19 protein-coding genes are annotated in these 23,212 nt (G+C 63.8%); 7 read left to right on the top strand and 12 right to left on the bottom strand.

Going from position 1 to position 23,212, the window contains the following annotated elements; all coding sequences use genetic code 11:
• Nucleotides 1–76: 76 nt before the first annotated feature.
• From H4V98_RS04505 to H4V98_RS04495, 3 genes are all read right to left on the bottom strand, one after another.
• The gene (locus H4V98_RS04505) at nt 77–1,057 is read right to left on the bottom strand and encodes an SCO family protein (protein ID WP_196864949.1); all 981 of its coding nucleotides are present in this window, start codon (nt 1,055–1,057) and stop codon (nt 77–79) included.
• 89 nt (nt 1,058–1,146) lie between these two features.
• Nucleotides 1,147–1,629, bottom strand: a complete 483-nt coding sequence (locus H4V98_RS04500; protein ID WP_196864950.1) for a hypothetical protein — start codon at nt 1,627–1,629, stop codon at nt 1,147–1,149.
• Between the two features lie 58 nt (nt 1,630–1,687).
• Nucleotides 1,688–3,886, bottom strand: coding sequence for a multicopper oxidase domain-containing protein (locus tag H4V98_RS04495; protein WP_196864951.1), 2,199 nt, complete (start codon nt 3,884–3,886; stop codon nt 1,688–1,690).
• Between the two features lie 128 nt (nt 3,887–4,014).
• Here H4V98_RS04495 and H4V98_RS04490 point away from each other — a divergent pair, with 128 nt between their 5' ends.
• The 3 genes from H4V98_RS04490 to H4V98_RS04480 all read left to right on the top strand — a co-directional run bounded on the left by H4V98_RS04490 (nt 4,015) and on the right by H4V98_RS04480 (nt 5,711).
• On the top strand, nt 4,015–4,206 hold the full coding sequence (locus H4V98_RS04490; RefSeq protein ID WP_280757298.1) for a hypothetical protein: 192 nt from the start codon (nt 4,015–4,017) through the stop codon (nt 4,204–4,206).
• A 489-nt stretch (nt 4,207–4,695) separates the two neighbouring features.
• Entirely contained in the window at nt 4,696–5,193 is a 498-nt protein-coding gene (locus H4V98_RS04485) for a phosphatidylglycerophosphatase A (protein ID WP_231374913.1), read from the top strand.
• Nucleotides 5,190–5,711 carry a CinA family protein gene (locus H4V98_RS04480; protein WP_196864953.1) on the top strand — a complete coding sequence of 174 codons (522 nt, stop codon included), beginning with the start codon at nt 5,190–5,192 and terminating at the stop codon, nt 5,709–5,711. Before H4V98_RS04485 ends, H4V98_RS04480 begins: the two co-directional genes overlap by 4 nt.
• An 8-nt stretch (nt 5,712–5,719) precedes the next feature.
• Here H4V98_RS04480 and H4V98_RS04475 read toward each other — a convergent pair whose 3' ends face one another.
• The 3 genes from H4V98_RS04475 to H4V98_RS04465 all read right to left on the bottom strand — a co-directional run bounded on the left by H4V98_RS04475 (nt 5,720) and on the right by H4V98_RS04465 (nt 7,387).
• On the bottom strand, nt 5,720–5,998 hold the full coding sequence (locus tag H4V98_RS04475; protein WP_196864954.1) for a hypothetical protein: 279 nt from the start codon (nt 5,996–5,998) through the stop codon (nt 5,720–5,722).
• A gap of 5 nt (nt 5,999–6,003) precedes the next feature.
• Entirely contained in the window at nt 6,004–6,447 is a 444-nt protein-coding gene (locus H4V98_RS04470; RefSeq protein WP_280757297.1) for an OsmC family protein, read from the bottom strand.
• Between the two features lie 154 nt (nt 6,448–6,601).
• Nucleotides 6,602–7,387, bottom strand: a complete 786-nt coding sequence (locus tag H4V98_RS04465; protein ID WP_196864956.1) for a transferase — start codon at nt 7,385–7,387, stop codon at nt 6,602–6,604.
• Nucleotides 7,388–7,555: 168 nt separating this feature from the next.
• Between H4V98_RS04465 and H4V98_RS04460 the strand changes: the two genes are divergently transcribed.
• Entirely contained in the window at nt 7,556–8,422 is an 867-nt protein-coding gene (locus H4V98_RS04460) for a methyltransferase domain-containing protein (protein ID WP_196864261.1), read from the top strand.
• A gap of 667 nt (nt 8,423–9,089) precedes the next feature.
• On the opposite strand, the gene H4V98_RS04455 is transcribed toward H4V98_RS04460, so the two are convergent.
• Entirely contained in the window at nt 9,090–9,248 is a 159-nt protein-coding gene (locus H4V98_RS04455; protein WP_196864262.1) for a hypothetical protein, read from the bottom strand.
• 256 nt (nt 9,249–9,504) lie between these two features.
• On the opposite strand from H4V98_RS04455, the gene H4V98_RS04450 reads away from it, so the two are divergent.
• From H4V98_RS04450 to H4V98_RS04440, 3 genes are read left to right on the top strand one after another with little or no spacing between them, the layout of a single operon-like run.
• Entirely contained in the window at nt 9,505–11,511 is a 2,007-nt protein-coding gene (locus tag H4V98_RS04450; protein WP_196864263.1) for a multicopper oxidase domain-containing protein, read from the top strand.
• Nucleotides 11,512–11,552: 41 nt separating this feature from the next.
• Nucleotides 11,553–12,191: an SCO family protein gene (locus H4V98_RS04445; RefSeq protein WP_196864264.1), complete on the top strand. Its 639-nt coding sequence runs from the start codon at nt 11,553–11,555 to the stop codon at nt 12,189–12,191.
• Nucleotides 12,188–13,840 carry a c-type cytochrome gene (locus H4V98_RS04440; protein ID WP_196864265.1) on the top strand — a complete coding sequence of 551 codons (1,653 nt, stop codon included), beginning with the start codon at nt 12,188–12,190 and terminating at the stop codon, nt 13,838–13,840. The genes H4V98_RS04445 and H4V98_RS04440 overlap by 4 nt, the downstream gene beginning before the upstream one ends.
• 282 nt (nt 13,841–14,122) lie before the next feature.
• Here the strand turns inward: H4V98_RS04440 and H4V98_RS04435 are convergent, their stop codons facing one another.
• The 5 genes from H4V98_RS04435 to H4V98_RS04415 form a co-directional block, all read right to left on the bottom strand.
• Nucleotides 14,123–16,978, bottom strand: coding sequence for an Hsp70 family protein (locus tag H4V98_RS04435; protein ID WP_196864266.1), 2,856 nt, complete (start codon nt 16,976–16,978; stop codon nt 14,123–14,125).
• A 73-nt stretch (nt 16,979–17,051) separates the two neighbouring features.
• Entirely contained in the window at nt 17,052–18,902 is a 1,851-nt protein-coding gene (locus H4V98_RS04430) for an Hsp70 family protein (protein ID WP_196864339.1), read from the bottom strand.
• Between the two features lie 41 nt (nt 18,903–18,943).
• Nucleotides 18,944–19,513: a DUF2760 domain-containing protein gene (locus H4V98_RS04425; RefSeq protein ID WP_196864267.1), complete on the bottom strand. Its 570-nt coding sequence runs from the start codon at nt 19,511–19,513 to the stop codon at nt 18,944–18,946.
• Between the two features lie 411 nt (nt 19,514–19,924).
• Nucleotides 19,925–22,162 carry an NADP-dependent isocitrate dehydrogenase gene (locus H4V98_RS04420; RefSeq protein ID WP_196864268.1) on the bottom strand — a complete coding sequence of 746 codons (2,238 nt, stop codon included), beginning with the start codon at nt 22,160–22,162 and terminating at the stop codon, nt 19,925–19,927.
• A gap of 424 nt (nt 22,163–22,586) precedes the next feature.
• On the bottom strand, nt 22,587–23,048 hold the full coding sequence (locus H4V98_RS04415; RefSeq protein WP_280757296.1) for a hypothetical protein: 462 nt from the start codon (nt 23,046–23,048) through the stop codon (nt 22,587–22,589).
• Nucleotides 23,049–23,212 lie beyond the last annotated feature (164 nt).

Raw genomic sequence — 23,212 nt, 5'->3', positions numbered from 1 at the left:
GGCCAGTAAACGCCTCGGCCAGCGGCAAGGCCTGAGCCTGCCCGTTGTGTCAAATAGATGGATTGAAAGTTCGTTTTCAGCGGCCGGCTTCCTTGTGCTGATGGCTGTGTTGAGGCGGGGCGGCCTGCTGCGCCGTAACTGCAACCTTTCCCTGCTCGTCCAGATACCTGATGAGCGCCGCCACGTCCTCATCGCCGAGCCGCAGGTTCGGCATGCGCACCTGCTGGTAGCGTTTGGACAGCCCCACGGCGCTCGGGTCACCTTCGGCAAGAACTTTTTCCGGCTCCTTCAGGTAGCGCGCCACCCAGGCCGGGCTGCGGCGCACGGTCACCTGGTTCAGGTCCGGCCCGATGCGGTCCCCCTGGCCAATGGTGTGGCACGAAGCGCAGCGGCTTTCAAACGTGAACTGCGCCCTGCCGAGGTCCAGCGGCCGCGCCTGGGCATAGCTGGCCGTGGGCACCACGTCTTTCCAGCCAAAGAAGTTCGCCATGGTTGTGGCCAGGAAACGCGGGTTGTCCACGGCCGAGTTGCGCATCCACTGGCCGTTTGTATCGCTGCCCAGCATCAGGCTGCTGGCATGGCCGTCCTTGCTGAAGGCGTCGCTGCTGCGCGACAGGCCGAGCTTGCGGGTCAGCACCTTGATGTCGCCCTTGTTGCCCGTCAGGAACAGCCAGCCGGGACCGACGCCGAACTTGCCTGCATAGGCCTTGAGCACCTTCGGCGTGTCTTTTTCCGGGTCGATGCTGATCGACAGGAAAAAGATGTCCTTGCCCATGCGCTCGCCGAGCAGGCGCTGCACTTCGGCCATGCGGGCTGTTTCCAGGGGGCATTCGTCCCTGCAACTGGTGTAGATCACGTTGACGGCGACGTTTTTCCCCTTGACCAGGTCGTCGTAAAACCGCACTTTGTCTCCGTCCTGCGTGGTCAGCACGATGTCCGGAAAATAGTCCGCGCCCCACTGGTTGCCCGCGATGGCGCCCTGCCACGGAAGGGCCAATGCCATGGCCACCAGCATCGCTTTCAGCGCGGCTTTCCAGCAGAGTAAAAGCATGGCCATGAGAAAGATTCCCTGGGTTAGGCAGGCAGTGGCTTGGGGTGCATGGCGCCGCAAGGCGATTGCCGGGTGGTTGCCCGGTGGTTGCCGGATTACACCAGCGGCACTTTTTTGATTTTTGACGTCAGGACGATGCCTGACTTGGCACTGAGCGAAGCACTGATGGTGACCATGGCCGAGCGGGCCGCATGCACGTCGTTGCCCTGCGTGTACGGAAAGATCACCTCGACCTCATCGAAAGCCAGCAAGGGCCGGTGCACGATCACCTGGGCTTCGCTGGTGAATTTCTTGCCGCTTGCCTTGCCCTGGCCCTTGACCCGGCTGAAGTCAATGACCATTTCCAGCATGGTCGGGCCATTGAACACCGTGTCGTCGATGACGCGGGTGGAAATCGTCAGTTCTCCGCCAAACGCGATGTTTTCGGTGTCGGAACTGACAGTCCCATCGACCAGGACCGGCACCGTGGGTCCCTGGACCACCGCCAGCACCAGGAGCGGGGCGATCACTGCGGGCAGGACTATCGCGGTGACAAGCAGGGGACGCACGACTCTTTTCCATAGCTGATCGGTTCGCATGGCTGACCTCCAGAATCAAGACGGGGCAAATGGGAACGGTTTTTGGCAAACCGGCGTGTCAGCCGGCAGTGGGCAGCCGGTCGGTCGGCGGCAGGAACGTCACGCCCGTGGGCTTGGGAATGGGCGTTGGCAGCGGGTTCAGCACGGCGGTGCCGTCTCGGTCAAGGTCCCAGCGCAGCAGCATGGCGTTGTCTTCATGCACGGTGTTGTGGCAATGCTCCATGAACATGCCGCCCCAGTCCCGGAACTGCATGGTGATCGTGATGCTGCCGCCAGGGCGCAAGCGGTACACGTCCTTGCGGCCTCGTTCCCAGGGCGGCACCTTGCTGGCGCTTCCGTCGCGGGCCAGCACCTGCCCTTCCTCGAAATGGATGTGGATGGGGTGGTCCCAGCCGCCGCCGCCATTGACCAGCGTCCAGATTTCCCGGGTGCCGTTCTTGGGCGCGGCAGAGGTGCGGCCAAAGTCCGCCGCCAGCATGGTGCCGCCATCGACTTTCACGCCCCAGGGGCCGAGCGCTGAAGACACCGGGTCTTTGGTGGTCTGGGAGGCGCCCCGGCCCCATTCAAAGGTGCGCTGACGCGCGACCGGGATCTTGCTCAGGTCCGGGTTGGGAATCAGGTCCATGCCGCCGGGCTTGCTGAAATCGCGGCTGTTGTCCACCGCGCGGGTCGTGCCGCGCACCCGGAACTCCAGGAATTTGCCCACGCAGGGGTCGGCCGAATTGCCTGCCAGTGCCTCGCTGAGCGACAAATTCTTGGCCACCCGCCGGCCGTCGCTGTGTTCGGCCAGGTTCACCATGTGAATCTTGGTGCCGTCGCTGTAGTTGGAAAAATCGATGATGATGTCATAGCGCTCGGCAATGCCCATCTCGTCGAGCTGGCTCAACTGCACCGCACGCGGGAGGAGGTTGCCGTCGTTGCCAATCTGGATCATCGGCGCGCCATTGCTCAGGGAGAGCTTGAAAAAGCGTGACACCGACGCATTCAGAAAGCGGAAGCGGTATTTGCGCCGCTCGACATAAAAATACGGCTTGTAGGCCAGGTTGGCCATCATGAGATCGCCCAGAAAACCGTCAAAGTTAAAAATGTCAAACGCCAGCTGGCCGTCCTGGCCGGACGCCTTGTCGCACAGCATGATGTTGACGTCGTACTCGAGGTTGCCCCAGTCTTTCGCCGTGCCGCTGGGCAGGCGCAGATTGACGCCATCGTTGATGGCTTCGTTGCCACGGTCCAGCGAGCTGTACAGGTTGAACATTGCGGCAATGCCCTTGTAGACATTTTGCGAGGTGAAGCTGAACATGTGGTCGTGAAACCAGTGCGTGCTCATGGTCTCGCGCCAGTCCCCCGGCAGCTTGGTGATGCCGCCATTGCCATCGGGTGCGCCGCAGCGCGGATCGGTGGCATTGGTGTTGATGGTGCGAAACCCCGCATGCACGATGGGCCAGTGGTAGTCGTAATACTGCCCCGGAAAAAAGAAGGCGCCGGTGAAGCCGTCGCTTTCGGCCCCGTGGTGGCCGTTGTGCTCATGCGTGGAAAGGGTGTTGCGGCCAAATCCGGCGTTCGCGCTCACTTTGGCGGGCAGTGCGTTGTGGTGCCTGAACAGGATAGGCTCGCCATAGCGGCCCTGCAACAGCTTGGGCGGCACCGTGCCGCCGAAGTTCCAGAAGGCCTGCGCGCTTTGATCGGGCATCCGGCGGTGAAAGCAGGGCCTGACCGCCATGGCCGGGTCAATGTCGCAGTTGGAATAGGAGTTCACGCCGGGGCGGTAGTCAAGGCAGGATTCAGCCCCTTTTTGCCATTGCTCGACCGCTATTTTCGGCGGGAAAAGATCCCACCCTTGGTGCGCCCAGATCGGTCCGGGGGGCCGGCCCTCCATGGGTCCGTCCACCAGAATGCCGTCCGGCCCGGCCACCTTGGTCGGGGTGGTGTTCGCCGCTTGTTGCGGCGAGGGGGTCAGGGCGCTCAGGCTCTTTCGCTCCATCAGGTCGCATCGCGGCATGGGCATGTCAAAACTGGCCGCGCCAAACAGCGGCGAGCGGGGAACGCCCGTCGGAATTTCTCCGTAGGCATTGCCGACAAATGGGCTCAAGCCGTTTTTAAGCGCCAGGCCGCCGCCTGCCGTGAACACGCCCCACCGAAGCAGATCACGCCGCGAGACCTGCCCCTGGGACAAGGCCTTGACGATGTCCTGGCGGTTGCGCCTCGCCTGCTCTGCCTGCCGCAACTGCTGCGGCGAAGCCTGGGTTGACAGGTACATTTCCTACCCCTTCAAAAATGAAACAAGCCATTTTTCAACCCATCACGTCTCTTGTTCAATCAAGCCAAGCTTCCTGAGAAGGCGTCAGAATTTTTCGCAAAACGTGTAGGACTGGAGGAAGTCTAAATTTGAAAAAATCATCAAGGGCCCAATTTTTCAAATTTGCACTGTGCTTACGGTTTTCGCATTGCCAGTTCGGAGTAACCATGAAAGGGGTAGTGGCGCTTGCCAAAAATAGCCTGTCCTGTGTAGCCGGGGCCATTGCAGGCAAGGCGCCCAATGCGAATAAAAAGGTCAAACAGCTGATGAAAACTTGGTGAAGAAACCGTTTTTTAGCAGGCGTTTGATGACCTGCCACAGTGGTCTCAAGCCATAAAAATGGCTCTCACCATTATTTTTTTGCTTGCAGTGAATTTGCTTGACTGAATTTGTCAAATTCTTTTTTTAATCAATTTAAAAAAATAATTACTTTTAATTTCAAGTCAGCAAGGTAGAAAACCGCGTCGGATTTATTTTTTTAAAAGTCAAGAAATGCAATAAGTAAACCTATATGTTCTAACAAGCTACTGGTCGTTTGTCGCGGGCGGGCAATGGGTTTTGCTGCCATGCGCTGCGCTCATCCGCAACGTACCCAGGAGAGTTTGGATCTCGGGCGGGTAAAGGTACGTTGCTGGCGCATGCCCAATCCAGCCAATCTTCGTGATAATCCCGACATGCTTGATCACGAACTGCCTCTTGACCCTGTGCGGGTAGCCAGCCAGCCGTCTGACCCTGCGAGGCTTGCCCCGTTGCGGCCCACCGTCAAATTCATGCTGGCGCATCCGGCGCACTTCATGGCACTGGGCTTTGGCTCGGGCCTGAGCCCGCTCGCCCCCGGCACAGCCGGCACGCTGTGGGCCTGGCTGTCGTTTCTGCTGCTGCAGCGCTGGCTGTCGCCGGCAGAGATCGGCTGGCTGATTGCCGTGTCGATTCCGCTGGGCTGGTGGGTCTGCACCATCACCGCGCGCAATCTGCGGGTGCTTGACCCCTGCAGCGTCGTCTGGGACGAGATCGTCGCCTTTTGGGCCGTGCTGTGGTTGATCAATCCGGCAGGGTTGCTGGGCCAGGCCGTGGCCTTTGCGCTGTTTCGCTATTTCGACGCTGCCAAGCCCGGCCCGGTGGGCTGGGCCGACCGGCTGTCGCACGGCGTGGACCCGGCCACACACCGCAGTGCCTGGAGCATTGCCGGCTTTGGCATCATGTTTGACGACTTGGTGGCTGCCGGCTGCGCGCTGATGGTGATTGCACTGTGGCGGTTTTTCGCATGAACACTTTACTATCAAAACCAGAGCTGCTCGCACCCGTCCAGCTTGCGCCAACAGCCTGTTTGGCTGATATTTTGCAAAAAAAGGGCTGGCTGATGGCAGCGGCCGAAAGCTGCACCGGCGGGATGATCGCAGCGGCCTGCACCGATCTGCCCGGCTCCAGCCTCTGGTTTGAACGCGGTTTCGTCACCTATTCGAACGCCGCCAAGACCGAACTGCTGGGCGTTGATGCGGCGCTGATCGAGCGCCACGGCGCCGTCAGCGAAGTGGTTGCGCGGGCGATGGCTCAGGGCGCCGTGGCCCGCTCGCAAGCGCAGGCATCGGTGGCAGTGACCGGTGTTGCCGGCCCCGGTGGCGGCAGTGCCGACAAGCCGGTCGGCACGGTGTGGTTCGGCTGGACCACGCCGGCCGGCACGGTGACTGAAATGAAACGTTTCGACGGTGACCGCGTTGCTGTGCGCCAGGCCAGCGTGGCCCATGCGCTGACGCGTCTGCTCGAACTGCTGACCGTGCCGGCCTGATTCGGACGCTATTCCAAAGCCGTCACGCTGACGCCGTTCTTCTCGGAAAATTCCTTCAGGATATGGGCAAGCTGCGCATCCTGCAGCGTGGTGGTCAACTCCACCAGCTTGTTACCGTCGCCCCGCTGGCCGTTGCTGACCAGCACCTCGGCTTCGGCATCCTGCGCCGCCAGCAGTTGCTGCAAAGTAGCCTGCAGCGAGTCCATGAACTCGTCGCGCTGGGCTTTGCCAGTATTTGAACCCGCGGTGTACTGAACCCTGAACGAAAAATTGGTCTTCAGCGCCATGGCGTTCAACGCGCGTTTTCAAGCCTGGCCGACAGCGTGATCTCGGGCACGCTGGCCAGCGCCTTGGACAGTGGACAGTCCTTCTTGGCCTGTTCGGCAATCTGCTGGAACTGGTCTTCGCTGATGCCCGGAACCACGGCCGACAGGGTCAGTGCAATACGGTCAATCACAAAACCGTCGCCTTCTTTCGCCAGGCGGACTTTGGCCTGGGTGTCCACCAGTTCGTTGGCAAATCCGGCCTTGTCGCAGGCAAACGAGAACGCCATGGTGAAGCAGGCCGCATGCGCCGCGCCCAGCAGTTCTTCGGGATTGGTGCCGCGCCGGTCATCCTCGAAGCGGCTGCCGAATCCGTAGGGATACGCCTTGAGCGCACTGGTTTCGGTGCTGATCTGGCCCTGGCCTTTTTTGCCCTGACCCTGCCAATGGACGGATGCGGTTTTTTCACTCATGACGATGCCTTTTTAGTTGAAAAAGAGCGCACAAGCGCGCTGTTGTCAACAGTGTGCGTGTCAGACTGCAGCCAGGGCGTCAGACAAGGCCGCAAACGCCGGTTGAAGGCTTCCTACAGCCGACCTCGACGGTTGGCTGAAACAAGCCCGGCGCTTAGCCGTCGTCGCCCGTGTCGAGGCTTTTCATCTGCCAGAGCATGCGCGCCAGTTCGGGCTTCAGGATTGCCCGCGCCCGGGCATCCAGCCGCACCAAGCTGTCGGCCAGACGCAAGCCCTTCGAGGAAATCGCTGCGCCTTTGCGGGCAAAAACAATGCTGTTGGTCTTTTCCAGCGTCACGATCTCGACCGCGTTGCCGCCAAAGCTGCGGCGAATTCGCCCGACCAGCAACGCATAGTCGGGATGGTCGTAATGCAGGTTGACCACCAGCACGCCACCGTCCGGCAGGGCCGCCAGGCAGTCGTCGTAAAAGGGCTGGCTGCACAGACCAGCGGGCTGGCCACCCAGGTCAAAGCCGTCGACCAGCAGCACGTCATAGCAGGGCGCGTAGGCCTGCAAATAGAGCGCGCCGTCGGCCGCCAGCACCTCGAAACGCTCATCGTCCGGCGGCACCTGGAAGTCGTTGCGCAGCACGATCACATGCGGGTTGATCTCCAGCACCGTCATGCGGCTGGCAAGCAGGAAATGGTGGCAGAACTTGGCGATCGAGCCACCGCCCAGTCCGATCATGCCGATGTGTGCAGGCGACGGATTGAACAGCAAAAAGCCCATCATGGTGCGGGTGTAGTCCACTTCCAGAGTGCAAGGGCTGTCCAGGCGCATGCGGCTTTGCAGCTCGCCCAGCGTGAAATGCAGCGACTTTGACGCGCCGTCGTCGAGCACGAAAGGCCGGTCATGTTGCAGCGACAGGAAACCGCCCGGCAGCGGCGGTTCAGCAGGCATGTCGCAAGGGAGGGGGCTTTAGGGGCATCGGGTCTTTCTGGGGCAGCGGGCGGGCAGGCTGTTGATTATCGGCGCGCCGCCAGCGGCCAGGCCCGTGTTGGGCGGCTTGCGCGGGCTGCGCTTTGGTAACAGACTGGCGCAACCGCAATCCACCCGCAGGAGGTCCGCATGCTACCGGCCAACCCCGAACAATTCAAGAACGCCGTCCGCGAGGCCTGGGACGAGTCGGCCAGCGGCTGGAACCACCAGACACCGGCGATCCACAACTGGCTCGCCGCCCCCACGGCGGCGCTGCTCGGCGCGGCGCGGATCGGCCTGGGCATGCGGGTGCTGGACGTCGCCGCCGGCGCGGGCGACCAGACGCTGGAGATTGCCCACCGGGTGGGCGAAGGCGGCCGGGTGCTGGCCACTGACATTTCCCCGGCTTTCTTGCAGTTCGCCCGCGAAAATGCGCATCAAGCCGGGCTGGCGCAGGTGCACACGCGGGTCAGCGATGCCGAAGACCGGGTGCTGGACGAAAACGGTTTTGACGCGGCCGTGTGCCGGCTCGGCCTGATGCTCTGCCCCAATCCCCTGCGCGCGCTGCAGCAGATGCACCGGGTACTGCGCCCGGGCGGGCATGCCGCCGCGTTGGTGTTTTCGGAGCCGCAGCGTAACCCGTGCCTTGGCATGTTGATGACCACTGCGTTGCGGCATGCGGGCCTGGGGCCACGCGATCCGTTTGCGCCGGGCGGGCTGCTGAGCCTGGGCAAGCCGAGGCTGCTGGAAGATCATTTCATACAGGCAGGATTCGCCGGCGTGACCACGGAGCGAATCTATGCGCCGTTCCAGCTGCCGTCGGCGCGCGATTATTTGCACTTTGTGCGCACCTCGGCTTCGCCCATCCTGCAGATCCTGGGCCACCTGAACTCCGAAGCCAGGGAAGCGGCGTGGGCCGACATGGAAGAGCAGCTGGAGGTCTTCCAGTTGGCCGATGGGAACTGGGAAGGGCCGAACGAGTTGCTGCGGATCCACGGCATGCGGCCGGTTGGTTGAGCGCGGGAAAGCGGTAGCTGGGACACGGCTATAGGTCTTGTATTGGACCGGTGGCTGATCTGATGCGCCTGGCAGCACGTCGAGCCCATCATCACCTCCTTCATGTCGGGCTGTTGCACGTCCAGAAAAAGACGTTCGAAGTGTGCCTTGTCGCACCAATAAACCCAGCGCTGATGCACCATATTCCACTTCCACTTCCACTTCCACTTCCGCTCGGCAAGGTCGCGCCAAGGCGTGCCCGTGCGGGCCATCCAAAGCAGTGCATTGAAAAAAAGCCCTTGGGTTCCCGCCAAGACGACCTTGGCAAGGCGGTAGCTGTGGGGCAATACGCTCCAACTGCCCATGGGTGAATGGTGTGGCGGGCATGCGTCATTCTGGTCAAACCGGGTGATTACCTCACTGAAGCGGCACCCAGACGATGCTGTGCCGCAGCGCCCCAGAAGCGCACCTCCGTGGTGAAAAAAATTTCTCGACCGGCTTGTGCAACATCAGCACCTCAAACTTTCCGAACACGGCATCAGTTTCATCAAGTTATATTTTTTGCATATTGGAATATCCACATTCATTCCTGCCGGCAGCTCCGGTGCAAGCTCAAAGCGCTGGTGCCAATCGTTATTCACGCCTGAAGCACACGATGGGTGAATGCAAAGTTACCGGGTATTTTTATTCACTGCATCCATCCTGAATCGATTGCTGGCGTTGCTGCACAAAATAAATCCTTTTGAATCAACAGCTTTGAATTTTTAAAATGTTGATTTTTTGATGCTGGCGGCAAAAAGCAAGAGTCAGGCTCACGCAAGGTTTTGATCTCAAAGATATTTTTCACGCTGATTTAGGCAACAGCGCCGGGTTAGCCCTCCATGGTATTGACCACTGTCAACGTTGGCAAGAAACTGAATTCAGCGCGGTTAGTAAAAACATACTAAAGGCAATTGTTTGTATATGTTTTGCCCTCGCTGATGCTCCCGATGAGATCGGCACCTCGATGGGTGAACTCTTGTCTGGTTTTTTAAGTTTTCAAGACCGGCTGCCGTGCGCATTGGGACACGCGGGACGGGAAATCAATTGACAAGAGAACAACCATGGCCTCATTCAGCAGCAACGATCATGACCTCATTCCCGCCGATGCGGACAACACCGGCCGGACGAAGGTCACCGGTCGCCGCACATTTCTCGCCGGCGTGATAGCCGTTGGCGCCTCAAGCCTGACCGGCCTGAAAGCCCATGCGCAGTTGGTCACTGCGACGACCACAGGGACCGTATCCGTCAGCCCGACGGTCAGCTTGCCAACGGTGGCGCAGGGCATTGGGCCGGTCACGCTGGCCGCGCCCGGCACGGCGGTGACGCTGCTCGACGCGGCGGCCCATCCCAAATTCAGGGAGCCCCTGCCCAATCCCCTGAGCGCCATCAACCGCTTTGTTCCCAGCGCAGGCCTGACCAGCTACAGCCTGCAGATCAAGGAATTCAACTCGAATATCGGCCTCGTCGATGGCAGGAACAAGCCGCTGACCACGGTGCTGTGGGGTTACGGCACCGCCAGTCAGGCGCCGACCTCGCCGGCAAGGACCTTTGCAGTGCGATCCGGCTCCAGCATCCAGGTCAGCTATGAGAATCTACTGCTCAATGACAGCGGTACGCCGCTGCCGCACCGGCTGCCGATAGACACTACGCTGATGTGGGCCAACCCGGGCAATCTGGGCGGCCAGGCGCCGGTGCCGCTGGTGGCGCACCGTCATGGCGGCAGCAGTGTCGATACCGCTGCCGACGGCCTGCCCGATGGTTGGGCCACGCCCGACACCGACCGCGACGGCAGGCCTGATTTCCGCGGCCGCCTCTACAGCACGCCCTACGTCTTCAACAACATGCAGGAAGCTGGGCATCTCTGGTTTCACGACCATGCGCTGGGCGTGACCCGACTCAACGTCAGCATGGGTCTGGCCGGCAATTATTTGATCCGCGATGCCAATGAGGATTACCTGATCGAGCGCGGCATGTTGCCCTCGCATGCTCACGAATTGCCGCTGATGATTCAAGACCGGATGTTCGATGCCACCGGCAAGGTGTACTACCCGTCTTCGGACCTGGCGATTTACCCCACAGCGCCGGCCATCACCCACCTGCCCGAGTTCTTTGGCGATTTCATCCTTGTCAACGGCGTGCCCTGGCCGAAATGCGAGGTGGAGCCGCGCGCCTACCGGCTGCGCATGCTTAATGCCTCGGATTCCCGGTTTTACGATCTGAAGTTCCAGCAGGCCGACGGTAGCGTGCTGCGTTTTCACCAGGTCGGCACCGAGCTCGGCCTGATGGACGCCCCGGTCGCGCTCAACCACCTGCTGCTGGCACCCGGCGAGCGTGCCGATCTGGTTGTGAACTTCGCTGGCCTGGTCAACGAGACCATCAGCGTGCGCAACTCCGCCAACGTGCCGTTCCCGAATGGCGCTCCGGTTGACCCGCTCACGGCTGGCAAGATCATGACTTTCAGAGTGACTTTGCCGCTCAACACGGGGGTGCGTCAACCCGTGCTGCCAGTGTTCCTGCGTCCGGTGCTCGGCACACTGCCCGCGCTGCAGACGGCGGGCGTGCCACGGCGCAAGCTGATGCTGTACGAGGGCACCGACCCGCTGGGCCGATTGCAGACGATGCTGGGCACGGTCAATCCGTCAGTGGGCAATCCAGCCAACCCGGCCTTTGGCACCTTTTTCTACTCTGACCCGGTGACCGAGATCATGGCCGCAGGCAGCACCGAGATCTGGGAGTTGCACAACACCACCGTGGACGCGCACCCGATCCACCTGCATCTGGTGGATTTCCGCATCCTCAGCCGCCAGCCTTTCACTGGCACCCTGCTGGACAAGCCCATGGGCCCCGGTGGCAGCACCAGTGGCGGCTACCTCACGAAAGTCGCCTTGTCTGGCGCCGCACGTCCTGCCGAGGCCAACGAGGCGGGACGCAAGGACACGGTGATCACCTATCCCGGCGAAGTGACCCGCCTCCTGGTGACCTTCGCGCGGCCCGGCGAATACGTGTGGCATTGCCACATCCTGTCGCACGAGGACCATGAAATGATGCGTCGTTTCGTCGTCGCCTAAGCCATGGCGGCTAAATGGGCTACCTGCCAGGAGGACACAACATGAACCCGTTCATAAGCCTTGTCCGCCGTGTCCTGCCGCTTGTGCTCTCAACATTAGCGGCGGCCGGGTGGGTCGATGCATCGGCCCACCCGGGCCAGCACGCAGCCCAGGACGCCAACAGCACAGCGGCTGCAGGCAACGATGTTTCGCGCAGCATGGTCAACGTCAGGCTTCCTGCTGTGCAGGTGCGCCAGCACAGCGGCAAGCCCATGACCTTTGAAGCTGCGCTGGACAACACCCGGCCGGTACTGCTGAACTTCGTCTTCACCACCTGCACGGGCATCTGCCTGCCGCTTTCGCAGGTGTTCGCGGCTGCCCAGGAGCGTCTGGGCTCCAGGTCCGGGCAGGTGCAGATGATCTCGGTGTCGGTCGATCCAGGCCAGGACACACCGGCTCGCCTTGCGGAGTATGCAGGCCGCTTCGGTGCCGGGCCGCAGTGGACCTTCTACACCGGCAGCCAGGAAGCGATTGATGCGATACAGCGTGCCTTCAACGTCTATCGACCCGACAAGATGGGTCATACGCCGGTCACTTTTGTGCGGCCTATGGGCTCGCGCCAATGGGTGCGGCTCGATGGCTTCGCCTCACCTGACCGGCTGATAAGCGAGTCGCTGGTTTTGTTCACGGCGTCCCCATGAATCCGACCGGGGCGCTGCTTGGATTGGCGCGGTTCAGCCTGGCGACCAGCTGGGCCGTGCTGGCGGCCCTGCCCGCCTGGGCAACGGATAACGCTACGGTGCCGCTGGAGGTGCAGCGCGGCGAGCGCATTTACCGTACCGGCATGCTTGCCAATGGCATGCCGCTGCGTGGCACCCGCATTGATGGCGTGCGCGTGGCAGGTGCATCGGCCGCCTGCATCAGCTGCCACCGTGCCAGCGCCCTAGGCGGCGCCGAAGGCAACCAGCTGATTCCGCCGGTCATCGGCTCACTGCTGCGGGCGCCGGGCGCGCGTTGGGCACCCCGCACAGGCCGGGTGCCGACCGGCCTGTCGCGCACCGAACATGCTGCGCACACACGCGCCGCCTACACCGAGCAGAGTTTCGCGCAGGCAATGCTCACTGGCAGCAGCCCTGGCGGTCAGGCCATGGGCTACCTGATGCCGCGCTACGAACTCGATGCGGCGTCGCTGGCCCAACTGCTGGCCTACCTCGATACCCTGCCGCTGGGTCAGGCGCCCGGTGTTGACGACAAGGCGCTGCATCTGGCGACCATAGTCACAGCCGATACACCCGCCGCTGAACGGGACATGACGCTTTCCATTATGTCGCGCTGCCTGGCTGAACGCAGCCCCCGCCCGTCCGGCCACGCCGGTGCGCCACGGCCCTGGCAGCACCATGTGTGGCAACTCGGGGCCGACCCGGCGCTGTGGCCGCAGGAACTGGCAACGCTCCAGCGCCAGCAACCGGTGTTCGCAGTCATCTCGGGCGTCAGCGGCGGCAGCTGGACACCGATCCACCAATTCTGCGAACGGGAAATGATGCCTTGCGTCCTGCCCAACACGGCAGCCGTGGACGACACGCTCGCATCGCATTGGTCGTTTTATTTTTCGCGCGGCGTGAGTCTGGAAGCTGCCACGCTGGCCGAGCGCCTGGTCGATGAAAAACCTGCTGGGGGTTGGCGCCGCATTGTGCAGCGCACCGACGGCTCCGAGGCTGCGCTGCTGGCGGCGAAGGCTCTGCACCGACGGCTGCGCGAGCTGGGTAGCACGGCCGAAATTGAGCAGCAGTTGCACGACCCGCAAGCCGACCGCGCCCTGGGTGCCGCCCTGACCGAGCAAGACGCGCTGGTGCTGTGGCTCAAGCCAAGCGCGCTGCGCCATTTCACCGAGACGGCCCCCCCGCCGCGCGCTGGCCGGGTCATCGTCTCTGGCGAGCTGGCCGGTCTTGACGCAGCCCCGCTCGCCATGGCTTGGCGCGAGCGCGCCTGGATGGTTTACCCCTATGCGTCGGCACAACGCCGAATCGACACGGTAGTGCTCAATACCGGCCACTGGATGTCCCGCCAGGGCCTGCTGCTGCAGTCTGAACTAAGCCGCCTGCAGGGCAATACTTATTCGGCTTGCGAAGTGAGCGTGCGTGCGCTGCAGACCATGCGCGAGCGTTATTCGCGCGAGTATTTTGTCGAGCTGGTCGAAGCCGCAGACGAAGCCGCTATAGCGACAGCCTACCCGCGCTTCACCCTCGGGCCTGACCAGCGCTACGGCTCGAAGGGCGCTTTCATCATGCAGTACAAGGCCCCCGACTTCACCCGGATGACGGCTACCGGCGACTGGATCGTGCCACGTTAGCGTGACGTCGCACGCTAGGCCATTTTCGGAAATTTCAGTAAAGCCACTTCATGATTCCAGCGATGTGCAAAAAGCCCAGAAATCGGATGCCGAGCTTGTTAAAGCGGGGGGCTACACGACGAAAGACCTTCATGCCCTGGAAAAGGTTTTAATCAATTGCAGCACTGACCCCCATGCTGGCGCCAAAAAATTACCGCGCAGCCGGTTTGATGCACTGAGCGCGACTTACTCAGCCTTACCCCGCCATTGGCTGCGCTGCCAGCCGCAGGCCCAAGGCGTGCATCACCCCATCAATCTCAGCCCCGGCGGCAGCGATTCGCCAAGCATGCGGCGCTCGGTGGCTTCGTCGAGTTCGACTTTTTCAGCCACCATCGCCAGCCAGGGTACGGGCGCGTGAATCGCCCTGAGCCGCCCCAAGACCTGCTCGCGCAGCGCAGGCGGCAGGTCACGGGCCCGGTCGTCGGTGACGCGCGCCAGGTTGACGGCGGCAAAGGCGGCGGCTTCCAGGCGTTTCCAGTCGAGCGCCAGCAGGCGTTCGGTCCACGCCGAAGCGGTACCGGGCGGCACCACGTCATGCGGGCTGCCGTGGAAAGGCGCGCGCGTACCGATGCGGCCCAGCGCCCACAGGAGCAAGCTGTCGTCGGCGCTGCTGTCATGGCCGGCGCGCTGGCGGGCGGGTGGCGCGACGCCGGATTGATTCATCCGCCCCAGCAGCCATTCGCCGATCTCGGATTTGTAGGCGGGCGGAATCCGCTCCAGCGACGCGCCCAGGCGCAGCATGTCGCCGGCGCTGCCGCTGACCGGCCGGGCACCTTCCAGGCCGTCCGCGCCCTCTTCGCTGATCTGCAGGTTGAAGGCAAAGTCGTCGAGCAGGCGCAGCTGTTGGGTAGCGTCCAGTCCGCCGGCCACGCGCCGCCACAGCGTCCACCATTCGGCGCCCACCTGCCGGTCACCAGGATGCTGCACACCCAGTGGCAGCAGCGTCCAGAGCTGCTGCACCCGCCAGGCGTCGAGCGCATCGCCAAAGCCGGGGCGCAGGCCGTAGCCGGCCAGGTTCAGCCAGACGCGCTCGTGCGCGGCGCTGCGGCGCCGGCCGCGTTCGCGCTGCCACAGCGCGTCGAACAGCTGGCGCAGCACCGGCGTGGTCCACTGCGCGCGGTCGCCGAGCAGGCGTTCGAGTTGCGCGCGCAGCTGGGTGACCTCTTTCGGGCTGACGGGCTGCTTGTTGGTGCCAAAGATGCGGTCGATCCGGGCAATGGCTTCGGCCATGCGCGCTGCCAGCCGTGGGTCTGGCGCTTCGGGGCCACCAGCTTGGGCTTGCGGCTGGCGCAAGTCGAACGCCAGCAGCCAGCGTTGGCGCGCGCCCGACAGCGCCACGCAGTGCAGTTCCAGCGTGCCGACGTCGGTCAGGGACGCGGCCAGCTGAACGGCGATGTCCTGCCGCGCCAGCGGGCCGTTGCTGGCGCCGGGATCGGCCGGATCGGCCGCCAGCACCATGACGAGGGGTGGCAGCCGCACCAGCGCGTCGTCGTCAAGCGTGACCAGCTCGCCGGCTTGCGGTGGCGCCTGGCCGGCGCCGTCGGCCACGGCGCTGAACAGCTGGAAGCGTACCGGCTGGCCGACGCGCAGGGCAAAGCTGCGGCCGCTCAGCAGCGCCTCGTGCCCCGGCTCGCTGCCACGCGGCAGGATGCAGATGCCGCGCGCCTGGCCGGCATCGGCCTGCTTGCCGGGCGTCTTCGCTTCGTCGAGCCGCAAGAAATAGCTGCGTGCCGAGCCGCCGCCAATGCGCGGAGCCAGGCCGCGCTGCGCCAGCCCGTGGGCCACCGCGCCGCGCGCCACCGCCACGTCGGGGTTGTCGTTGTGCAGCAGGCGCAGCGGCGCGCCGCGCCAGGCGCCCAGCGTCTCGGCCAGCCGCTGCGCCAGCGCCCCGGCGCGGAACACGCCGCCGTTGAGCAGCAATGCATCGGGCAGGTCCGGGCCGTGCTGGCGCAGGAAAGCGGCGATGTGCCGCGTGATGGTGGCATCGCGCGCATACGGCAGGCCAAAGGCGACGATGCCGCCGCGCGCCTGCACCGGCTGCGCGTCCAGCCCGACCTGCGGAAAAAAGCCGTCGACGATCAGCCGCTCGACCTCTTCGCGCTGCAGCATCACCGTGCGGCTACCGCCCACCAGCCGGGCGCCGCCGCCCAGCAGCGTGACCGGCGTCTGTTCGGGCGCGTTATGCGCCAGCAGCACCTCCTTGGCGGCGCGGCAGCGGTCCATCAGCTGCGCCAGCCGGGGGGCCGACAACGGCGCACCCGGCGTGCCGCCCATGCGCGCTTCCACGGCGTGCGCCAGCGCCAGGTCCATGTTGTCGCCACCCAGCATCAGGTGGTTGCCCACGCCGACGCGCGTCAGGCGAGGCGGGCCGCCATCCTCCGGCATGTCCACGTCGATCAGGCTGAGGTCGGTGGTGCCGCCGCCGACGTCGCAGACCAGCACGCGGCGGGTCTGCGCCAGTTCCTGGTCCAGCCGGCCCTGGTGGCGCAGCAGCCAGTCGTGGAATGCCGCCTGGGGTTCTTCCAGCAGGCGGACCGTGGGCAGGCCGGCCTGCCGCGCGGCATCCAGCGTCAGCGCGCGGGCGCCTTCGTCAAACGACGCCGGCACGGTCAGCCGGAGTTCCTGCCGCTCCAGCGGACTGTCCGGAAAGCGCGCGTTCCAGGCCGCGCGCACATGGCGCAGGTAGCTGGCGCTGGCTTCGACCGGCGAGATTTTCGGCACGCCGTCGGGCGCGCCCCAGGGCAGGATGGGCGCCAGCCGGTCCACCGCCGCATGCGACAGCCAGCTCTTGGCGCTGGCCACCAGCCGGCCCGGCACCTGCGCGCCCAGCCGGCGCGCCCACTGACCGATGACCGCAGGCGGCTGGCCGGCGTTGCCGCTGTCGGCCGGCCACGGCAGTTGCAGCGCGCTGGCGGCCATCTCGCCGTCGGCCGGGTGAAAGCGTACAGAGGGCAGCAGCGGCAAGGCGGTCACCTCGCCCGGTGCGACCAGCTGGTCGATGTCAAACACGCGGATGTCGGCCTGCTCCACCGCCAGGGGTGCGTAAGCGACCACGGTGTGGGTGGTGCCGAGGTCGATGCCGACGATGTAGCGGCTCATCAGGTGCAACGCATCAATTCAATGCCTGGATCTGCAAACCGCCCACGCCGGGGAAGGCGCAAAACGGCCCGCTTCAAGCCGCCTGCCCGCCCGCGCGCACATCGAACTCCACCTTCCAGTGCTCGCCACCCTGCGTGGCCACCGCCGTCAACGCCAGCGTGCCGGTGTCGGTGGCCACGGCGCGCAGCCGGACCTGCACGATCTCGCCGGCCTGCCGGCCTTCGGCGGGCAGCGTGGCCTGGATCTCGCCGAGTTCCTGCAATTCGTCGGGCTGCCAGACATCGAGCAGCGCGCCCAGCGGGTCCTGGCGCCGCACTGACGAGCCGAAAAAGCGCAGGTGCATCGGCTCGCCAACGACCAGGCCGAATTCCTGCGTCTGCAGCTCGGCCTCAATGCCTTCTTCCATGCCGAAGGGCGCAATGCACAGCGCCTGGATGGGTGGCTCGAAGCCCGGAATGGCCGGCATTGCCGACTCGACCGCGACGTAATAGGCGCGCGCCGTGCCGCCGCGAATCCGCACGCCCTGGCCGCGCCGCACGTAGCCGTAATAGGCCGCGCCGCGCGCTACCGCCAGGTCCATGTCGGCGCCGCTGAGCGCGCGCGCCGCCGGGGCCTGCTCGGCGGCGAGCCAGCCGTTGAGCGTCGCCAGCGTGCGCTCGACCAGGAGGTCGGACTTGAAGACGCCGCCGTTGAACAACACCGCCGTCGGATGCAAAAAGCTGGCGCCCGCATCAATCGTTCCGGCAAAGCCTTCAAGCTCGGCCGTGGCGCCGGCCTGGCGGCCCAGCAGGGCGGCCAGGTGGCGCGTCACGCCGGCGTCCTGCGCGTACGGCAGGCCCAGTTGCGTCAGGCCGCCGCGCGCGCGGTTCACCGGCCGGGCCGCCGCGTCCACCGTCGGGAAGAAGCCTTCGAGCAGCGACGCCCGGACCTCGGCCTGGGTCAGCTCGGTGCGCACCGCGCCGCCGATCAGCTTGGCGCCCCGGCTGGGGACGACGAGGGGCTGCGCGTCGAGCGCGGCGTCAGACAGCAGGTTTTCCTTGGCGCTGCGGCAGGCGTAGGTCAGCGCGCGCATCTGCCACGGGTCCAGTTGCTTGCCCTCGGCGGCCAGTTTGCGCGCCACGACATGCGCCAGCATCAGGTCCATGTTGTCGCCGCCCAGCAAAATGTGGTCGCCCACGGCGACGCGGTGCAGTTCCAGGTTGCCTTCGCGCTCCAGCACGGCGATCAGCGAAAAGTCGCTGGTGCCGCCGCCGACGTCGATCACCAGGATGATCTCGCCCGGCTTGACGTCCTTGCGCCACTGGCCGGCGCTCGCCTGTATCCAGTGGTAGAGCGCGGCCTGCGGCTCCTCCAGAAGCGTCATTGACACGTAGCCGGCAGCGCGGGCCGCCTCGGCGGTCAGTTCGCGTGCGGCCGGGTCGAACGACGCTGGAATCGTGATGGTCACGTCCTGCTGGTCGAACGGCGCTTCGGGGTGCGCCTGGTCCCAGGCGTGGCGCAGATGCGCCAGGTAGCGGGTCGAGGCTTCGAGCGGCGAGACGCGCGCAACTTCGGGCGGCGCGTCGTTTGGCAAAATGGCAGCGCGCCGGTCCACACCGGTATGGCAAAGCCAGCTCTTGGCGCTGGACACCAGGCGGATCGGCGTCTGCGCGCCGCGTGTCCGCGCCATTTCGCCGACGGCAAAGTCCTGCTCTGCGCTCCACGGCAGCGCCAGGTCATCGGCGGCCAGTTCGCTTTCATGCGGCAGGTACAAAAACGACGGCAGCAGCGGCAGGTTGCCGACACTGCCAGGCGCGGTCAGTTGCGGAACAGCGAGCACGCCGTAAACCGTTTTTTCGCCGTCGCTGGCGCCAATGTCCACCCAGGCCAGCGCGCAGTGCGTGGTGCCCAGGTCGATGCCGATGGAAAACTGCGGCCCGTCCACGGCGCTTTCAGCTTGGGCGGTCTTGTCAGTCGTGGCGGCGTTCACAGCTCCACCTCGGCCTGCGCCAGCACGCTGGCGTCGTGGCCGGCGGCCAGGCGCGGCAGCCGGGTATCAAGGGCACGCCAGCCCCGATGGCTCAGGGCGCCATGGAACGGCGCCTGGCCGACCACGTTGCCGGTCAGGCGGATGGCGCGGGCATCAAAGCCGTCGTTCAGCATGATGCGGCTGCCTTCGGCCTCGGGCTGGACCGGCGCCAGCGTGAAATGCTCGCGCAGCACCTTGGCGCAACCCTCATGCACCAGCCGCGCCGGCCCGCCGATCTCGGCGTCGGTGTAACCCGTCAAATCTTCCTGGACAAAATCGATCAGTCGTGCCTCGCGCTGCAGCAAGGCCAGCAGTTGCAGCGCTGCTTCGGGCGTGGCTTCCTTGAAGACGGGCGGTGCGACGGGCGCGGGCGCAGGAGCAGCCGCTGCGACAGGTGCGGCAGGCGCATCACCCTGCTCGCGCAACGCCTGCACGCGGGCGGCATAGTTGCCATCGCCCAAGGTGCTGAAAAAGCTGCCGAAGGCGAGCGAAACGCGTTTGAAAAAGGAAGGGGTCGGGTCGGTCATCAAGGCTCCTGATGGCGTCGGCCGGGGCCGAACATGAAATGAAGGGATGGGGGCTTCCAGGACAGCCAGCGCCGGACGGCACGGGCTGCCCGCAGGCATTGACCGGGAAAAGGCTGGCGCGCTCTGGGCCTGAAGGCCTTCCCGGGCCTGGCGCCCCGTTGCAAAACGCTATTGTCCATAGAAAAACCGCGCCCTCAGGTGATGGCGGGTAGTTTTTAAGGGTAAAAAGTGCTATTTGCGCATGTCCATCATGCGCAGGCAGCTATTTAATTCATAGCAGCATGATGCGGCGCCATCCGCACCTTGGCGCAAGGGTTCGGACCTGAACGAAAAAGCCGCAGGCCGTCTTGCGACGGCCTGCGGCCTGCAGGGCGTTGAAGGGCTGGCCTTGGGGCCGGCCCGCCCGGCTTTTTAGCCTTGCACCGCGCTCAGCGCGGCATTGAAGGTGGCGCTTGGACGCATCACCGCCTTGACCTTTTCCGCATCCAGCAGGTAGTAGCCGCCGATGTCCACCGGCTGGCCCTGCACTTCCTTCATCTCGGCGACGATTTTTGCCTCGTTTTCGGCCAGCGACTTGGCCAGCGGCGCGAAGTGCGCCTGCAATGCCACGTCGTCGGCCTGCTCGGCCAGCGCCTGCGCCCAGTACATCGCCAGGTAGAAATGGCTGCCCCGGTTGTCGAGTTCGCCGGTGCGGGTTTTGGGGCCCTTGTTGTTGTCCAGCAGCTTGCCGGTGGCGGCGTCCAGCGTGCGGGCCAGCAACCCGGCCTGGGTGTTGCCGGTCTTCAGTGACAGGTCTTCAAGCGACACGGCCAGCGCCAGGAATTCGCCCAGCGAGTCCCAGCGCAGGTGGTTTTCTTCCACCAGCTGCTGCACATGCTTGGGCGCCGAACCACCGGCGCCGGTTTCGTACATGCCGCCGCCGGCCATCAACGGCACGATGGACAGCATCTTGGCGCTGGTGCCCAGTTCCATGATCGGGAACAGGTCGGTCAGGTAGTCGCGCAGGATGTTGCCGGTCACCGAGATGGTGTCCAGCCCGCGCGCGACGCGCTCCAGCGTGAAGCGCATGGCGCGTACCTGCGACATGATCTGAATGTCCAGGCCCTTGGTGTCGTGCTCTTTCAGGTAGGCCTGCACCTTCTTGATCAGCTCGTTTTCATGCGGGCGGTACGGGTCGAGCCAGAACACGGCCGGCATGCCCGAGTTGCGCGCACGCGTGACGGCCAGCTTGACCCAGTCGCGGATCGGCGCGTCCTTGACCTGGCACATGCGCCAGATGTCGCCGGCTTCCACGTCCTGGCTCAGCAGCACCTCGCCGGTGGCAATGTCCACGATGTTGGCCACGCCGTCCTCGGCAATCTCGAACGTCTTGTCGTGCGAGCCGTATTCCTCGGCCTGCTGGGCCATCAGGCCGACGTTGGGCACGGTGCCCATGGTCTTGGGGTCGAAGTTGCCGTGCCATTTGCAGAAGTTGATGATCTCCTGGTAGATGCGGGCAAAGGTCGATTCGGGCATCACTGCCTTGACGTCTTTCAGGCGGCCGTCGGCGCCCCACATCTTGCCGCCGTTCCGGATCATCGCCGGCATGGACGCGTCAACGATGATGTCGTTGGGCGAGTGGAAATTGGTGATGCCCTTGGCCGAATCGACCATGGCCAGCTCGGGCCGGCCTTCGTGGCAGGCATGCAGGTCGCGCTTGATCTCGTCTTGCGTGCTTTGCGGCAGGGTGGCGACCTTCTCGTACAGGTTGGCCATGCCGTTGTTCACGTTCACGCCGATTTCATCGAACAGCGCGCCGTGCTTGGCAAACGCGTCCTTGTAGAAAATCTTCACGCAGTGGCCGAACACGATGGGGTGCGAGACCTTCATCATCGTTGCCTTGACATGCAGCGAGAACATCACGCCGGTGGTGAAGGCGTCGTCGATTTCCTTTTCGTAGAACTCGACCAGCGACTTCTTGCTCATGAACATCGAGTCGATGATCTCGCCAGCCAGCAGCGACACCTTGGGCTTCAGGACGATGGTCTTGCCGCTTTGGGTGAGCAGTTCCATCTTCACGTCACGCGCCGTGCCAAGTGTCAGCGACTTTTCGCCGTGGTAGAAGTCGCCGTGATGCATGTGCGAGACATGCGAGCGCGACGCCTGGCTCCAGTCGGCCATCGAATGCGGGTTCTTGCGGGCGTATTCCTTGACGGCCTTGGGTGCGCGGCGGTCCGAATTGCCTTCGCGCAGCACCGGATTGACGGCGCTGCCGATGCAGCGGGCATAGCGCGCGCGAATCTCTTTTTCGGCGTCGCTCGTGGGGCTTTCGGGGTAGTCGGGCAACTTGAAGCCCTTGGACTGCAGTTCCTTGACGGCGGCGATGAGCTGGCCCTGCGAGGCGCTGACGTTGGGCAGCTTGATGATGTTGGTGTCCGGGTCCTGCGTCAGGCGGCCCAGCTCGGCCAGCGTGTTGGGCACTTTTTGCGCGTCGGTCAGGCACTCTGGAAATTCGGCCAGCACCCGGGCGGCGACCGAGATGTCGCTTTCGGACACTTCAATGCCGGCCGGCGCCGTGAAGGCACGCACGACAGGCAAAAAGGACCAAGTCGCCAGCAGCGGCGCCTCGTCGGTGAGCGTGTAGATGATTTTTGATTTTCCGGCTGTCATGGGGCTCCTCTTGCTGTTGGGAAATTGAGTTGGCCTGGCAATATGGCTGACATGCCTGTCGTCAAGCTGAAGGACACGTCGGGTTGCCACCCTCGGGAACATCGGTTTTGCAGCGGCGGGATCCCCGCATCGACAAGCTGAACGTCGCGGTATGAATGTCAAGTCATCTCAGGATTGGAAGTTTACCCCTGTGCGCAGACCCCTCGGGCAGGCCCGCCGCTGACAACTGCAGCGCTCGTCTGTAACAAAAGCGCAGCGCTGGACGGTGTTTCGGAAAGATTATTCAGCGCGCAACAAAGAAACCCGGCGCATGGCCGGGTTTCTTTGAAGGGAAAAGCTCAGATGCAATCCGGAGCCGTGAAATCCTGTGGCCTTGACCGCCTCAATGAAGCCGAAGATGGGTCAGGGCCGGGATTTGCCGGAATCAGGCGCCACGGGCCTTCTTGACTGCAACAGCGCCATTTTTCATTGCCGATTCCAGGGCATTTTCCACTTTGGAAGCAGCGTCCTTGAAGCCTTTTGCCACACTGGCAAAAGCTTCTGGTGCAGGGCTCGACTTTTGCATCGTGTCAATGCTCGACTGGAACTGTGCAACGCCCAGAGCGGTGACATCTTTCAGATTTTGCGATGCAATGGCGATGCTGCTTTCAGCCGATGCCTTCAGGGCTTCAAAAGCGGCTTTCGGCTCCTTGATGTTCTTGAAGGATTCGACGGTTTCGGCCATGGCAGCTTGCGCGGCTTGCGCTTGCTTTTGGGTCAGGTCGCCCCAGGCCTTGAGCTGGTCCATCACCGGCTTGAACGCTTCCTGCGAAGCCGCAGGGCTGAATTTTTCCGCATTTTCCTTCATGGTTTTGGCGATGGATTCAAAAGAAGTATTGGTGAACATGGGAAGCCTTTATAAAAAATGTTGCAGTGCAGCAATTATTAACCATAAACATCTTCCTGTGTGGGTTTGAATTGAAATTCAGGCGTTTTTAGGGTCAAGGGAACAAAAGTGGGACTACGCCAATGAAGCTGCCGCGCAAGACATTGGACGGAGCGCGCTCCTTG

Origin of the sequence: Polaromonas sp. CG_23.6, from assembly GCF_029892315.1 — a bacterium.
GTDB lineage: Bacteria > Pseudomonadota > Gammaproteobacteria > Burkholderiales > Burkholderiaceae_C > Polaromonas.
Note: the sequence above shows the minus strand (reverse complement) of the source record. Positions and strands in the feature narration are given on the sequence as shown.

What these genes read in the sequence shown, in the direction of transcription:
- H4V98_RS04435 (WP_196864266.1), bottom strand. Translation starts at nt 16,978, where the DNA reads ATGAGCCGCTACATCGTCGGCATCGACCTCGGCACCACCCACACCGTG.
- H4V98_RS04495 (WP_196864951.1), bottom strand. Translation starts at nt 3,886, where the DNA reads ATGTACCTGTCAACCCAGGCTTCGCCGCAGCAGTTGCGGCAGGCAGAG.
- H4V98_RS04500 (WP_196864950.1), bottom strand. Translation starts at nt 1,629, where the DNA reads ATGCGAACCGATCAGCTATGGAAAAGAGTCGTGCGTCCCCTGCTTGTC.
- H4V98_RS04505 (WP_196864949.1), bottom strand. Translation starts at nt 1,057, where the DNA reads ATGGCCATGCTTTTACTCTGCTGGAAAGCCGCGCTGAAAGCGATGCTG.
- H4V98_RS04445 (WP_196864264.1), top strand. Translation starts at nt 11,553, where the DNA reads ATGAACCCGTTCATAAGCCTTGTCCGCCGTGTCCTGCCGCTTGTGCTC.
- H4V98_RS04425 (WP_196864267.1), bottom strand. Translation starts at nt 19,513, where the DNA reads ATGACCGACCCGACCCCTTCCTTTTTCAAACGCGTTTCGCTCGCCTTC.
- H4V98_RS04450 (WP_196864263.1), top strand. Translation starts at nt 9,505, where the DNA reads ATGGCCTCATTCAGCAGCAACGATCATGACCTCATTCCCGCCGATGCG.
- H4V98_RS04475 (WP_196864954.1), bottom strand. Translation starts at nt 5,998, where the DNA reads ATGGCGCTGAAGACCAATTTTTCGTTCAGGGTTCAGTACACCGCGGGT.
- H4V98_RS04480 (WP_196864953.1), top strand. Translation starts at nt 5,190, where the DNA reads ATGAACACTTTACTATCAAAACCAGAGCTGCTCGCACCCGTCCAGCTT.
- H4V98_RS04415 (WP_280757296.1), bottom strand. Translation starts at nt 23,048, where the DNA reads ATGTTCACCAATACTTCTTTTGAATCCATCGCCAAAACCATGAAGGAA.
- H4V98_RS04420 (WP_196864268.1), bottom strand. Translation starts at nt 22,162, where the DNA reads ATGACAGCCGGAAAATCAAAAATCATCTACACGCTCACCGACGAGGCG.
- H4V98_RS04440 (WP_196864265.1), top strand. Translation starts at nt 12,188, where the DNA reads ATGAATCCGACCGGGGCGCTGCTTGGATTGGCGCGGTTCAGCCTGGCG.
- H4V98_RS04460 (WP_196864261.1), top strand. Translation starts at nt 7,556, where the DNA reads ATGCTACCGGCCAACCCCGAACAATTCAAGAACGCCGTCCGCGAGGCC.
- H4V98_RS04470 (WP_280757297.1), bottom strand. Translation starts at nt 6,447, where the DNA reads ATGAGTGAAAAAACCGCATCCGTCCATTGGCAGGGTCAGGGCAAAAAA.
- H4V98_RS04485 (WP_231374913.1), top strand. Translation starts at nt 4,696, where the DNA reads ATGCTGGCGCATCCGGCGCACTTCATGGCACTGGGCTTTGGCTCGGGC.
- H4V98_RS04465 (WP_196864956.1), bottom strand. Translation starts at nt 7,387, where the DNA reads ATGCCTGCTGAACCGCCGCTGCCGGGCGGTTTCCTGTCGCTGCAACAT.